This window comes from uncultured Eudoraea sp., from assembly GCF_947260015.1.
Lineage (GTDB): Bacteria > Bacteroidota > Bacteroidia > Flavobacteriales > Flavobacteriaceae > Eudoraea.
Genome location: NZ_CAMYOM010000003.1, coordinates 192,383 through 206,835 on the forward strand (window position 1 = coordinate 192,383; position 14,453 = coordinate 206,835).

General features: G+C 38.2%; 15 protein-coding genes. 5 read left to right on the forward strand and 10 right to left on the reverse strand.

The window, feature by feature from the left end:
- Positions 1–27: 27 nt before the first annotated feature.
- From Q0X66_RS03020 to Q0X66_RS03045, 6 genes are all read right to left on the reverse strand, one after another.
- The gene (locus Q0X66_RS03020) at positions 28–321 is read right to left on the reverse strand and encodes a cupin domain-containing protein (protein ID WP_297703033.1); all 294 of its coding nucleotides are present in this window, start codon (positions 319–321) and stop codon (positions 28–30) included.
- A 91-nt stretch (positions 322–412) separates the two neighbouring features.
- A complete protein-coding gene (locus Q0X66_RS03025; protein ID WP_297703036.1) occupies positions 413–850 on the reverse strand; it encodes a nitrous oxide reductase accessory protein NosL in 438 nt (145 codons plus the stop codon).
- Positions 840–1,499, reverse strand: coding sequence for a hypothetical protein (locus Q0X66_RS03030; protein ID WP_297703136.1), 660 nt, complete (start codon positions 1,497–1,499; stop codon positions 840–842). The genes Q0X66_RS03025 and Q0X66_RS03030 overlap by 11 nt, the downstream gene beginning before the upstream one ends.
- Before the next feature lie 131 nt (positions 1,500–1,630).
- A complete protein-coding gene (gene nosZ, locus Q0X66_RS03035; protein WP_297703038.1) occupies positions 1,631–3,586 on the reverse strand; it encodes a Sec-dependent nitrous-oxide reductase in 1,956 nt (651 codons plus the stop codon).
- A gap of 34 nt (positions 3,587–3,620) precedes the next feature.
- Positions 3,621–4,202, reverse strand: a complete 582-nt coding sequence (locus tag Q0X66_RS03040) for a fasciclin domain-containing protein (protein ID WP_297703040.1) — start codon at positions 4,200–4,202, stop codon at positions 3,621–3,623.
- Between the two features lie 11 nt (positions 4,203–4,213).
- Positions 4,214–4,720: a cytochrome c gene (locus Q0X66_RS03045; RefSeq protein WP_297703042.1), complete on the reverse strand. Its 507-nt coding sequence runs from the start codon at positions 4,718–4,720 to the stop codon at positions 4,214–4,216.
- Positions 4,721–4,842: 122 nt separating this feature from the next.
- Between Q0X66_RS03045 and Q0X66_RS03050 the strand changes: the two genes are divergently transcribed.
- The 3 genes from Q0X66_RS03050 (at position 4,843) to Q0X66_RS03060 (ending at position 7,628) form a co-directional block, all read left to right on the forward strand.
- Positions 4,843–5,274, forward strand: a complete 432-nt coding sequence (locus Q0X66_RS03050) for an Rrf2 family transcriptional regulator (RefSeq protein ID WP_297703044.1) — start codon at positions 4,843–4,845, stop codon at positions 5,272–5,274.
- 79 nt (positions 5,275–5,353) lie between these two features.
- Entirely contained in the window at positions 5,354–6,745 is a 1,392-nt protein-coding gene (locus Q0X66_RS03055; RefSeq protein WP_297703046.1) for a Gfo/Idh/MocA family oxidoreductase, read from the forward strand.
- 10 nt (positions 6,746–6,755) lie between these two features.
- Positions 6,756–7,628, forward strand: a complete 873-nt coding sequence (locus tag Q0X66_RS03060) for a PIG-L family deacetylase (RefSeq protein ID WP_297703048.1) — start codon at positions 6,756–6,758, stop codon at positions 7,626–7,628.
- A 116-nt stretch (positions 7,629–7,744) separates the two neighbouring features.
- Here Q0X66_RS03060 and Q0X66_RS03065 read toward each other — a convergent pair whose 3' ends face one another.
- Together Q0X66_RS03065 and hemN are read right to left on the reverse strand one after the other, a co-directional pair.
- The gene (locus tag Q0X66_RS03065) at positions 7,745–8,569 is read right to left on the reverse strand and encodes a universal stress protein (RefSeq protein WP_297703050.1); all 825 of its coding nucleotides are present in this window, start codon (positions 8,567–8,569) and stop codon (positions 7,745–7,747) included.
- A gap of 31 nt (positions 8,570–8,600) precedes the next feature.
- Positions 8,601–9,962, reverse strand: a complete 1,362-nt coding sequence (hemN, locus tag Q0X66_RS03070; RefSeq protein WP_297703052.1) for an oxygen-independent coproporphyrinogen III oxidase — start codon at positions 9,960–9,962, stop codon at positions 8,601–8,603.
- 141 nt (positions 9,963–10,103) lie between these two features.
- Here hemN and Q0X66_RS03075 point away from each other — a divergent pair, with 141 nt between their 5' ends.
- Positions 10,104–11,000: a sugar phosphate nucleotidyltransferase gene (locus Q0X66_RS03075; protein ID WP_297703054.1), complete on the forward strand. Its 897-nt coding sequence runs from the start codon at positions 10,104–10,106 to the stop codon at positions 10,998–11,000.
- A gap of 11 nt (positions 11,001–11,011) precedes the next feature.
- On the forward strand, positions 11,012–12,064 hold the full coding sequence (locus Q0X66_RS03080) for an aminoglycoside phosphotransferase family protein (protein WP_297703056.1): 1,053 nt from the start codon (positions 11,012–11,014) through the stop codon (positions 12,062–12,064).
- A 9-nt stretch (positions 12,065–12,073) separates the two neighbouring features.
- Here the strand turns inward: Q0X66_RS03080 and Q0X66_RS03085 are convergent, their stop codons facing one another.
- Positions 12,074–13,252 carry an acyl-CoA dehydrogenase family protein gene (locus tag Q0X66_RS03085; RefSeq protein ID WP_297703058.1) on the reverse strand — a complete coding sequence of 393 codons (1,179 nt, stop codon included), beginning with the start codon at positions 13,250–13,252 and terminating at the stop codon, positions 12,074–12,076.
- A gap of 94 nt (positions 13,253–13,346) precedes the next feature.
- Positions 13,347–14,435, reverse strand: a complete 1,089-nt coding sequence (locus Q0X66_RS03090; protein WP_297703060.1) for an SRPBCC family protein — start codon at positions 14,433–14,435, stop codon at positions 13,347–13,349.
- Positions 14,436–14,453: the final 18 nt, after the last annotated feature.

A 14,453-nucleotide genomic window follows, 5' to 3' on the forward strand; every position in this document is an offset into this window, starting at 1 on the left:
TACATAAGCTATGTTTCATATTACTTTTTATCTAATGATTAAAAATTTAGAATTTTCATTGGCTTTTACCCAATGTGGTGTTTCTTTAGGAAAGCAAAAAAGTTGATGTTTCAAAAGAACGTACTCTTCCTGATTTATATTAAAAATCACAGCCCCTTCCAATACAATCAATTGTGCATCTGAGGGAGACGTGTGTTCAGGAAAGGTTGCCCCTTTTTCCAAACTAATACTGAGAATCTCCAAAGCATTAGTCTTTACTATTTTTTGGATTTGTAAATTATCGAATCGCTGATCAGCTATTTGATTGCTTATATTGTACATTATTTAAAAATTTTATTTAAAAAAATAATGGTTAACAGAATTTGTCGGGCATAAAATGACCCAATACCACTAACCATTAAATTGAATCTAATTATTGTACATTAAATCTTGTCAACAACTCGTTCCAAGAGTACAATTCCCCATTATTTTCGGCCTCAATTTTCTCAGCTTCAACTCTGGATTGAAATGCTGACAAGTATTCGCCCATAGGACTAGGAATTTCCTTGCTTATTAAAAAAGTAGTTTTTGTGGCATCGATTAAGTTGCCAGGAGCTTGGTAATCATTAACCAAAAAAAGTTCAATAGATGTCACATCAATGTCCTTTAAATGATTCACCATACACTCCACCGCGTCAAATTTAAATGCCTTACCTTTTTTAGTTACTATTTGAGCAGCATGTTGTTTATCAACAATGATCATCGAACAAAAATGACATCCATCAGAACCATAATTAATTGGTTTTGGATTAACCTCGCACGATACAAATGTCAAAAGTGAAATAGTTACTAAAATGAATCTACTTTTCATTTGTTTTTACTTTAATCGGTCTTACCGACTTGGCACTGCTTTCGGGTTTCCATGCTTTTTTACCCACAAAAAATGCCATTACAGTCAGCATCATACCAACAAACATCAACCATGCACCGGTAGAAGGCAAGGAGGTCACGTCAAAATTTAACATTTTTACATGACCAAAAAGTGGAGGTTTGTAACTAACAGGAGTCCCATCTGCGTTGGTGAGTTTCATTATAGCATTTGGATCCAGGTTGGTACCGTAATCTACCATCCAGGCATTAAAATCATACATGCCCAGTACTCCTAAAATACTCATGAGTACGAACCATCCCATAAACCAATTATAACTAATTTTTTCAAAGAATCCCAGCAGACCTATCAGAACGCCAAGGATCACCATCCCTCCAATTACCAATGGAAAGGTGCTGAATTCCCACATTTCTTCAGGTTTTGGTAGTTTACGCATGCCAATGTAGTGGTTAAGACCGTCAATGTTCTGAATATCAAATTCATCAACTCCCCTAATACCATCAATATAAATATTCATTCCCAAAGGTTCTGGATATTGAGGTGCTCCCAGCATTATGTTCCAGAGCGGGAATACGTACAATCCCAAAAGAAACAAAGGACCAATGATCATCAGGATACTTGCTTTTTTCATCATTTCTACTTTTTGATTGTTTACAAATCAAACATGGCTTTGGAAGGATACTTTAATTTGTGAATAAAGCGGGCAGGTCTAGGACCCAGCCCGCTTTTATGTGTGAAATAAAATTATCTACCAGAGTACTTTCATTCGCCTAAAGACCAAGAAAGGTCAATATTTGAATTAGCAGGAGATACTCTAACATAACCTTGCATTTCCTGGTGTAAGGCAGAACAAAAATCGGTACAGTAGAATGGCCATACCCCAACCTTTTTAGGTTCCCATAACGAGGTCTTGGTTTGCCCTGGCATTACTAAAATTTCGGAAGTCCCCTGACCAATAATGGAGAAACCATGTGGCACGTCAAAATCTTGCTCGTGGTTGGTGATATGGAAATAAACCTTATCCCCTACTTTAACACCCTCAATATTGTCAGGTGTAAAATGACTTCGGATGGTAGACATATAAACATGCACTTCATTCCCATTCCGTTCAACACGCGCATCATCAACACCTATCGTAGCATATTTATGTTTGTTGTCATCCAGTCGATAGATCTTTTTCGAATTTGATGCTAACAACTCGGCAGGACAACCAGCAGCATAATGTGGTTCCCCGTGCGTTGGGAAATCTAATAACAATTCCATTTTTTCTCCTGAAATATCGTAAAGCTGAGCAGAGTGCTCCATTTCAGGACCAGTAGGAAGATACCGGTCTTTCGTAATCTTGTTCATAGCTACCACATATTTCCCGAAAGGCTTCCTTGAATTTCCACCAGGAATCATTAAATGTCCTACGGAATAATAGGTTGGTTTTCTATCGATAACCTCCCATGTGCCAACTTTCCATTTTACAACTTCCGAAGAAATAAAGAAGGTCGTATAAGCATTGCCCTTGTCATCGAATTCGGTATGAAGTGGGCCCAATCCTCCACTTTTAACAGTACCAGCCAAGACATCTTCAAATTTCAAAATAGGAATGCCATAAGCATCACCATCGAATTTTTCGCCTTCGATCGCGGCCAACATTTTATCAAACGAGTGCACAGTTAGGTCTGCAGATAATTTTCCATTACCGATAATATATTGTCCTGTTGGATCTACATCACAACCATGTGGCGATTTAGGAGTAGGTAAAAAGTACAAAGATCCCGGTACTTGGGTGGGATCTACAGTAATTACCTCTTTTTTCATGGTAGAAGTTCCGGTATGAGTCTCCTCGTCGTATACATTGTGGGCATAGTCAGCGGGCATCTTAGTTCCTCCTCCATTTTTAACATACTCCTCTATTTTTTTCCAGTTTACAGCGGCGATAAAATCCTTGTCATTTTGCGAGGCATTGACTTCCAATAAAGAACTGGCCTCTTCGGTATTATAAGTTGTAAAAAAGAACCACCCATGAGATTTTCCACGACCTGGATGCGAAAGATCATAATTGAACCCTGGCATCAACACCTGGAATTCCAGATTTAATCGCCCGTTATCAGGCGCTACACTAATAAAAGACAAAGCGCCTTTAAAATTTCCTTTGTATTCATTAATAGGCATATCGCGCTGTGGTACAGGTACCGAAAATCGTGTTCCAGCCACCACATACTCGGTGTTTTCCGTAATGAATGACGAACTGTGGTTACCTGCACTGTTCGGAACCTCGATAATCTCTTCAGTCTCAAAAGTACTCAAACTTACCCTTGCTATACGCGGAGTATTGTTACCGTTTACAAAAATCCATCGACCATCCAATTCACCATTGGTTTGTGAAATATCAGGGTGGTGTAAATCATCCCAAGGAATAAATCCAAAGGAAGTATTCAACATTGGTTTGGTTTCTTCCGAATAACCATATCCTGAGGTTGGGAATTGTGAGAATACCGGGATTTCCTTGAACAATCGTCCTGAGGGAAGTCCATAAACAGTAAGGTTACCGCTATAGCCTCCAGAAAGGAAAGCGTAGAATTCGTCTTGTTCACCAGGAGCTACGTATACCTTTTCAGCAGCGCTTGAGGATAAAGCCCCATTGGATTTCTGAGATTGATTGTTGCAACTGCTAAAGGTAATTCCTAACCCAAAGAGGATACAAATTAAATAGTTTAAATTTTTCATTGTTTTATTTTTAGTTTTAATTGATTAATGTTTTCTATTCCTCCGGCGGCAACATTACCTTGTCTACTACATGGACAATACCATTACCTCCTTTGACACTCCCTATTATTTTAGCGCCTCCAACAAAAACATCATCCCCTTCAACAACAATCATTACACTTTGATCATTGGCCTGCCCTAATTTTTTAAACTTCTTTAGAAAATCTTTAGAATAATTTCCAGGCGTAACATGATACTTTAAGATATTTGCCAAAGCCTCCTTGTTTTCAGGTTTTAATAAATTATCTACGGTTCCTTCAGGTAGTGCGTCAAAGGCCTCATTTGTAGGGGCAAATACCATTAATGGCCCGGCATTTACCAGAACATTTTCAAGGTCGGCAGCTTGTACTGCTGCAACCAGCGTTGTATGATCCGGAGAACCAATAGCAATCTGTAGTACATTGGGCGTTGATCCGTCATCTTCAATAAAGGCCTGGCCTCGTTCTTTATTTACTTCAGTTGGTGTTGTTGTTGATGAAGTTGTTCCTTCTGGTTTAGCTTCATTTTTACAACCGACAAATAAAATCAGCATAAAAAATGAACCCACAAGCAATCTTAATTTAGTTATTGTTTTCATATGATTGTTTATTATAAAGTTCTAAAATACTCCAGGACAGCCCTTGCCTGTTCTTCAGTAAGACCTTGATTCGCCATTGGTGAACCGTTAAACTCTACCAACAAATCTTTGGCTAAGGGATCTTCTTTTACCATCTGTTCCGGATTAAGAATCATGTTCATAACCCATTCCGGTGTACGTCTCTCAAGGATACCGTTAGGGGCAGGACCAATGAATTTTTTGCCTATTCTATGGCATGCAAGGCACATTTTGTCATATACTTCTTTTCCTGTGCTTGCCATTGCCTGATCAATTTCCGGATTTAAGGTGACTGAAGTCACAGGCCCTAAACCTTTGTTAGTTAGATCGATACGCTCTGATGCTTTTGTCACTTCAGTAGCAGGAGTGCTGGCAGGCTTCTCCGTTTCAGTCTTTTGTCTGGTGACACTAAATCCTTCTTTTTTCTTTTCTTCTTTTTCACCGCAACCTATCAATAAAAGTGCAAGCAGGAATACGATATTCTTAATTAGTTGTTTCATTCTTTTATTTTTGTTAATTATTGCCCAAAAATAGGAGTGGTAAGGCAATAAAAACATGATATTAATCATATTTAAGATAAAAATATCTTATTATCCTTGTAATTGAATTTTAAATACGAATTATGCTTTCAAATTCTTCGAAATATGCCCTAAAAGCCGTATTGTATCTCGCGCTACATACCGATGAGATTAATAAAATAATGGTAAAAGATATTAGTGAAAGAATAAACGTACCAAAAGCCTATATAGCCAAACTATTACAAGAACTTTCCAAACGTAAAATCATCTCCTCCACAAAAGGCCCTAAAGGTGGATTTTATCTTAATGCATCCAATAGAAATGAAACCATAATGCAAATTATAGAAGTGATTGATGGCAAGAAAAAATTGGAATCCTGTATACTGGGTTTAGAAGACTGCAATGAGCAAAAACCATGTCCGATCCACAGATTAATAAGCCCTTCAAGATCAAAAATGATTACACTTCTGGAAACTAAAACAATAAATGACCTGGCCACTGATTTAGAATTAAACAAAACCTTTTTACCTGTCTGATTAACTTCTTGGAGTACTTCTTAAAAAAATTGTAATTTAAGCTTCTTTAAAAAGAAAGTATTAACCTTAGTACTCCAACATGAAAAAGAAGCAATCAAGAAGATTATTTTTAAAACGGGCCGGTTTAGGTGCAGCTGCAATTTCTACAGCACCACAAATTTTAGCCTCTTCCTATAAACAAAAATTATTACTAAAAAGAACATATACCGAAAACACCTATGGCATAAATGATCAGATTAATCTGGCACTAATAGGATCCGGTATCCAGGGGATATACGACACTACTGCTGCATTAAAAGTACAGGGCGTTAAACTTGTAGCCGCCTGTGATCTGTACCTTGGCAGGTTAGACAGGGCTAAAGAGCTTTGGGGAGAAGATATTACTGTTACCAGAGATTATCGTGAGATCCTTAACCGCAGTGATGTAGATGCCGTTATTGTGGCCGTCCCTGATCACTGGCATAAAAAAATCACTATTGAGGCAATGAAAGCCGGCAAGGCCGTCTACTGTGAAAAGCCCATGGTACAAAATTTTAAAGAAGGCCATGAAATAATTAAGGCTCAAAAAGATACCGGGATGTTATGCCAGATAGGAAGTCAGGGGATGTCTTCTTTGGGAAACGAAAAGGCAAGGCTTCTTTATGAGGATGGTGCAATTGGGGACCTGGTGATGCTGGATATGTATAACGATCGCTATTCTTCAGAAGGAGCATGGCAGTATCCCATTCCTCCCGATGCTGATCCAACTACGGTAGATTTTGATACCTTCCTGGGAACCGCTCCTCAAGTTCCCTTTGATAGCACTCGTTTTTTTAGATGGCGAAATTACAGGGATTATGGAACCGGGGTTGCCGGAGATCTCTTTGTTCATGCATTTTCAACATTAAATTATATAATCAGTTCACAAGGGCCTTCCAGGGCCTTATCCACTGGTGGTCTGCGCTACTGGAAGGACGGGCGTGATGTTCCGGACGTAACATTGACTTTTTATGATTATCCGGAATCTGAGACACATGCTGCATTTAATGCCTCATTCAGGGTCAATTTTATTGCTGGATCAGGTGGAGGTGGAGGTTTTAAGCTTGTCGGAACAGAAGGAGCAATGGAGGTAAGTTCCGATTCTGTAAAACTTGTGCGTACCAAATTAGGAATGACACCCAGCAGATATTCCCTGGTTGCTTATACAGAAGCAACACAAGCGAAAATCAAGAAAGAATATGAATCCAAAAACCTGGAAAGCAGAGAATCTGCTCTGAATCTCGGGGAAACACTTTGGGAGGCACCAGATGATTACAAAGGAGGTCATTATGACCATTTTTACAATTTCTTTCAGGCCATTCGTGGCAAGAACACAATAATTCAGGATCCTAATTTTGGCCTTAGGGCAGCAGGGGCCGCCTTACTAGCAAATGAAAGTTATTACAAAAATAAGCCGGTTAACTGGGATCCAAGTGGTATGAAATTAACCTAATTTATGAATTATGAAAAATCTGATTTTCTGCCTTTTAATTGTTTTCACTGTACATTTTAGTAATTCCCAAACTGATCCAATAAATGTAATTGTTTTTGGCGCACATCCAGATGATTGTGATATAGATACAGGAGGAACGGCTATACTATTAGCCAGGATGGGCCATAGGGTAAAATTTGTTTCCCTTACTAATGGCGATGCCGGTCACTATAACAAAGGGGGTGGAGCATTGGCCAAAGTCAGGATTGCCGAAGCAAAAGAAGCAGGGCAGCGATTTGGGGTAGAATATACAGTTTTAGATAATCACGACGGAGAACTTATGCCTACGCTGGAAAACAGATTAAAGGTCATCCGTGAGATAAGAAAATGGAATGCAGATGTTGTTATTGCTCCCAGGCCTAATGATTACCACCCTGATCACCGATACACGGGTATATTAATTCAGGATGCGGCATATATGGTTATCGTACCTAATATTGCCGCAGATACACCTCCGCTAAAAAAGAATCCTGTTTTTTTATATTCTGAAGATAGCTTTCAACGCCCTAATCCTTTTAGTCCTGATATAGTCATAAATATTGATACGGTATTCGATCAGAAGATATACGCTATGGCCGCACATGAATCCCAATTCTTCGAATGGCTTCCATGGACTTCAGGAAATCTGGATAAGGTTCCTAAGGACGAAAAAGAACGATTGGTAATGCTGGCTAACTGGCGATCATCTGCACCCAATAAAACTGCGATAGCGACTTTACAAAAATGGTATGGAGAAAAAGCTTCTGAAGTAAAGCATACAGAGAGTTTTGAAATTTGTGAATACGGAAAACAACCTACAGATGAGGAATTAAAAAAGCTGTTTCCGATGCTCAATACTCAATAAGCTCCGTGGTCTGTCCCAAACTATTATTTTATCTAATTCAAATGACGTCGCAAATAAATAAGGGAGAATCTTTATTTGATTCTCCCTTAACTATCAATTAATTATTTAACCTAAAACTATAATTTGAATGTGATTACAGGAATTTTGGAATGATTGGTAATATCCTCCCCAATACTGCCCATAAAGAAATGTGATAGCCCTTTTCTGCCATGAGTAGGGATTCCGATTACATCGGCATGGATACTTTCACTAAAATTTAAAACGCCCTTCTCTACGCTATAATCATTATAAATATTCACTTCTTTGCCTGCACCAGCTTTTAGCAAATACTTGTTTACTTTTTCATAAGCATCCTGCGTACTTAAAAAATTATCTCCAGGAGTATTTATATAGACCAAATGCAGTTTTGCCGATAATTTATCAGCAAATTCCTTGGCTTTTTTAAATGCAATAAGACTTTCATCTTTAAATGCGCAGGCAAATACAAAATTTTCAGCTTTAAAATCTTCCATTTCATCTTTAATAACAAGAACCGGAATTTTAGAATTTCTCACTACTTTTTCCGCATTGGAACCTACAAATATTTCCTTAAGCCCATCACTACCATGAGAACCCATTATAATCATATCGGCCCCATGTTTTTCGGCAACATCATTTACTTCACTAAATACCTTAAAATGTTTTATAATAGGAATTACTTTTTTTACATCCTTTAAGTAAGGCTTGTCTAAAAACTCAGTAATTCGTTTTTCAGCCATTTTAATGAGAAACACGGTTTGTTCAGGATGAAATCCTTCCGAAGATGAAATCATTGCCTCATTTAATTCCAGCATATGAAGTGCAATAATCTCTGCTCCATGTTTTTTGGAGAGGGAGGCTGCAGCTTTTAAGGCGTATTCAGATTGCTCGGAGAAGTCAATAGGTACTATGATTGTTTTCATGTTCTTAGATTTTAAGGTGAATAAAACACTATTAAATGGTCATGGAAAAAAGCCTGGTTTCAGGAGCTTTCCTATGTAACAACAAATCAAATGCCATACATATGTTTCTTATAAAAGGTCTTCCCTTTTCAGTAACTCTAACTTTATTAACGCTAATTTCAATTAATTCGTCTTTTTCCATTTCCCTTAGTCTGTTCAGGATCTGTTCAAAAAGATCCATATTTTCACTTTCCTGATCCCAACTTGACTCAAAGCTACACATTAAATTTAATATTTGTCTTCTTATAAATTGATCTTCATCTGTTAAAATATGTCCTCTGTAAATAGGCATAATATTATTCCCAACCAGGTGTTCATATTCCTCCAGGCTTTTAACATTCTGTGCAAAACTATACCAGCTATCACCAATACTAGAAACTCCAAGGCCAATCATCAATTGCGTTTTGGAGGCGGTATATCCCATAAAATTTCTATGAAGTTTTCCAGAAGCCATTGCAGTGTACAAAGAATCGCTTTCCAGAGCAAAATGATCCATTCCAATTTCGTGGTAACCTACCTCAGCTAGTAAGGCTTTTCCATTCTCATACTGGTTACGCTTTTCTTCAGCAGTGGGCAGATCTATATCATTATATCCTCTTTGGCCATTCCCTTTAAGCCAGGGCACATGAGCATAACTATAAAATGCCAAACGATCAGGCATTAACAATTTGGTTTTTAAAATTGTATCCTTAACATGTTCCAAAGTTTGATGTGGGAGTCCAAAAATTAGATCATGGCCTACAGATGTAAATCCAATTTCACGAGACCATTCCGTAACATCTCTTACATTCTCAAAAGGCTGAATACGGTGTATTGCTTTTTGTACTGTAACGTTATAATCTTGTACGCCATAACTCACTCTTCTAAACCCTAGATCATATAGTACCTGTAAATGTTTCCTTGTTGTGTTATTGGGATGTCCTTCAAAACTAAATTCATAGTTTTGGGCTCTTTCGGCAAACCTGAATATTCCGTTGATTAATATTTTAAGGTGTTCAGGAGAAAAGAAAGTCGGGGTACCTCCTCCCAAATGTAATTCCTTAATTTTGGGCTTGGCATCAAAAAGTTCGCAATATAAACTCCACTCCTTCAATAAGGTGTGTATATAAGGTTTTTCTACCTCATGCCTTTTTGTAATACGCTTATGACAACCGCAAAACGTACACATTTGTTCACAAAATGGCAAATGAATATAAAGACTAATTCCCTCATTGGAATTGCTTTCATCAAAACTTCTCTTTATTGTAGCTTTCCAGGCTTTTCCGGAAAATGTTTCCATATTCCAGTAGGGAACTGTAGGATAACTGGTATATCGCGGACCCGGGATATTGTATTTACGTACTAAGTTACACATCTGAAAAAGTGTTTAAACAAATCTATTCGATTTAAGCTCAATATAATATGACATAAATCAGGTTTAATTTTAGGCAAAATCGTAATCGAGTTTACTAGTTCCCGTATAAAAACTTATTTTTGCGGCCATAATAGCAGAACTATGACTCTCTTACTTATGGCAGCCGGAAGAGGTAGCCGATATGGAAAACTTAAACAATTCGACGGCTTAGGTCCCAAAGGTGAATTTCTTATGGAATTCAGTATTTACGACGCTATGGAAAATGGTTTTAATCATATAGTTGTAATTACTCAAAAAGACAATGTTGAATTTTTAAAGAATTACTTGTCTCCAAAATTACCCGAGAATATAAAGCTCGATGTCCTATCACAGGAACTTACAGACCTGCCTGACGGAACTGAATTTAATGGAGAAAGGAGTAAACCCTGGGGTACTGCGCATGCAGTTTGGACTGCGAGACATGTCATTAAAAATCCTTTTGCAATTATAAATGCAGACGACTACTATGGAAAGGGAGCATATAAAAATGCATCAGAATTCATAAAATCAAACGAGAACAAAGATGCATATGCATTGGTGGCATATACCCTTCAGGACACACTTTCAGAGCATGGTTCGGTTTCCAGGGGAGTTTGTAAAAGAGATGGAAATAAATTGCACTCGGTAGTGGAACGCACAAAAATTCAAAAAGTTGATGGAGGACTCACAGATACAGATTCCGGACTTCACTTTAGTGGAAATGAACTGGTAAGTATGAATTTTTGGATCTGCAATCCTACTATTTTTGAACATATTGAAAATGACATTCGGATTTTTCTTGAGAATAAGGAAAACATAGCCAGTGGGGAAGTTTATATACCTTTTGTGATACAGAAAATGTTAGTTCAAAATGAAACCACAGTTGATGTAATTCCTTCAGACAGTAATTGGTTTGGCATTACATATGCTGATGACAAGGAAATAGCAATGCAGGAATTGCAGGACATGACAAATATCGGAGAATACAGAACGCCACTATGGCCGGTTGAATCTGTATAGACTAAGTATCAATGGATAGCAATGGCCCCAACGCTGTTTTGCCTTACTTTTCCATTGAGAGAAAAGACTATGAAATAAAGCCCATAAGTCAAGGGTATATAAATGACACTTACGCCCTCCTACTAGATGATGTACCTACCTATATTTTGCAAAGGCTTAATGCACAGGTCTTTAGCAATATTGACCTATTAATGCAGAACATTCAGTATGCACTACCGTACTTATATGACAAAAACTATAACCAAATATCCCTGATAAGGACTATTGATGGCAAGCCTTATTTAAAAATTAATAAAAGTGACTACTGGCGAATGCTGACAATGGTTCCTGATAGTGTTGCTTTTAATACTACGCAGGATGAAGGAATAGCTTTAGAAGCAGGTAAAATTATTGGTAAATTCCATTCCCTGCTGCAAGAGGCTCCTCTTGATATTTTTAAAGATTCCATCCCCGGGTTTCACGATCTTAATCTCAGGGCCCGGCAGTTTACAGAAGCCACAGACCGCGCTGCGCCAGACAAATTAAAAGATGCTGAAAAGGCGATTCTTTTTGCAAAAATGACCCTTGAGGAAGTACGTTTTTATGACCCCGGGAACTTACCCATTAGAATATGTCATAATGATACCAAACTAAATAATATTCTTTTTCATAAGGAGGATAAAAAAGCACTATGCCTTATAGATCTTGATACCGTAATGAAAGGATATTTTCATTTCGATTTTGGTGATGCCGTGCGTACTATCGTCAATACCGTGAAAGAAGACGAAAAAGATCTCAGTAAAATAACATTTAACAAAGGGCTCTTTGAAGCTTTTATTGATGGCCTGAGCAAGAACTCAGATTTCCTGACTAAAGAAGAAATTCAGCATTTGTCTTTTGGCGTAAAATTAATGCCTTTTATACATGGAATTAGGGCATTAACAGATTATTTAAAAGGAAATATCTACTATAAAGTGACTTATGAAACCCAGAATCTGGATAGGTGCCTTAGCCTGTTTGCCTTTACTAAAAAAGCTACAGAGCATATGGATTATATGCAGGAGGTAATAGCTAAGAAATTTTAAAGCCCCGTTTTACTTAAAGGCGTTATGGCCTGTAATATCGGCACCTGTAATTAGTAAGTGAATATCATGTGTACCTTCATAGGTGATTACACTTTCCAGGTTCATCATATGACGCATGATACTATATTCTCCAGTTATTCCCATAGCTCCCAGAACCTGCCTCGCTTCCCGGGCTATTTTAATAGCCATTTCAACATTGTTCCGTTTAGCCATAGAAATTTGTGCTGTAGTAGCTCTCCCTTCATTTTTTAATTGTCCCAGGCGGAATGCCAGGAGTTGAGCCTTGGTAATTTCGGTAATCATCTCCGCTAATTTCTTTTGCTGCAATTGAGTTGCCGCAATGGGTTTTCCAAATTGGATTCGTTCCCTGGCATAACGAAGCGCAGTATCATAACAATCCATGGCGGCTCCAATAGCACCCCAGGCAATGCCGTAACGAGCAGAGTCGAGACAACCTAAAGGAGCTCCCAACCCATTTTTGCCGGGTAACAAGTTTTCTTTAGGAACTCTAACATTATCAAATATTAATTCACCGGTTGCAGAAGCCCTCAGGGACCATTTATTATGGGTTTCCGGAGTAGAAAACCCTTCCATTCCCCTCTCCACAATTAATCCGTGAATTCTTCCTTCTTCATTTTTAGCCCAAACAACAGCAATATCCGCAAATGGGGAATTTGAGATCCAAAGCTTGGCCCCATTCAATAAAAAATGATCTCCTTTATCTTTAAAATTGGTTGCCATCCCACTAGGGTTAGATCCATGATCAGGTTCGGTTAGACCAAAGCAACCCATGTATTCTCCAGTAGCAAGTTTAGGTAAGTATTTTTGCTTTTGCTCCTCTGTGCCATATGCAAATATGGGATACATCACCAAGGAAGATTGCACCGAAGCCGTAGAACGAACCCCGCTGTCTCCACGTTCAATTTCTTGCATAATTAGTCCGTAACTTATCTGGTCCAGGCCTGCTCCGCCATACTCCACCGGAATATAAGGACCAAAGGCCCCGATTTCGGCAAGTCCACCTATAATTTGCTGAGGAAATTCCGCTTTTTGTGCAAATTCTTCAATTATCGGAGTGACATCACGCTTTACCCACTGACGGGCGGCATCGCGCACTAATTTGTGTTCTTCACTTAAAAGCTCATCAAGGTTAAAGTAGTCTGGTGCTTCAAATAAGTCTGGCCTCATCCGTAAAATTTTTGTCAAAGGTAGTTAAAGGAATATAACAAACCAATCAAGAGAAAGTAGATTTTATAACAGAAAATAGATCTGAAATGAAGATTTATAAATTAATAAAATCTGCCAAAAGCCGGTGAAAATGATGCACCCCTTTTTCACGTGATGGTGAAAATCTTCCTGCCTTATAAAAACGGGAGCGTATACCCTTCTGAACTCCTTCAACCACAGCCTCATCTTCCATTTCTACCTTATCTAATTGCGAACCAGCCCCTTTATCCAATTTGGAAGCGTCATAAACATAACTGTAAAAGGAAACTTTGGTTTTATTCATTTCAAGGGGTTGGATCAAATTTACGGAAACACCCCAGGGATAAAAATTGAACATCATATTTGGAAACACCCAATAATAATACGCTGCTATTTTCTTTCCATAATCCGGATGATTTTCTGGAAGATCAAAGACCTCCTCGGTACCTTCAGCGTAGCCTATCTGTAAATTCATATAGTCATAAAGAAGTGTATCATAGTTGCCGTAATCTAAAACTGCATTCAGGTCCTCATGGACAAAAGGGATATGAAAACCTTCCAAATAATTATCGCAATAAAGAGCCCAATTTGCATCAATAAAATAGTCATTGCCTCGCTTTTCATCCAGAACGAACTCCTGTAATGGCAAAAATCCCACTCTTTCATTCATGGCATCCAGTACTTTTTGTAGCTCAAATGCAGGATTAAGGCCTACAAATAAAAAAGGTCCCCAATGTCGCAATGGAAATTTATTGAGGTTGTCACATGGCCTTGGAAAATTCTCAACGTCTTCAAATTCTGGCATATGCTCCATTTTCCCATGAAGATCGAAGCTTCGCCCGTGGTAGCCGCAGATAAGTTTTTTAGTCGTCTTTGTGCTTTCAACAACTAAATTCCCTCGATGTGTGCACACGTTTGTAAGACAGGAAACCCTGTCTTCCTTATCCCGGGTTAAAAGCATGGGTTCAGTTAAAAAGTGATCAAGCAAAATAAATGGATATACGTTCTGCCCGGAATCCACTAAACCATCATGTCCGATCCATTGCCAGGACCTGTAAAAAATGCGTTCCCTAACTGCCTCAAAAAAAACAGTATCTCGATAAAAAGATGCTGGTAACGTCTCTGCTTTTGAAATATCAGGGTCTATAAAGAATTTAGTTGACATTGATTATTAATTGTATAT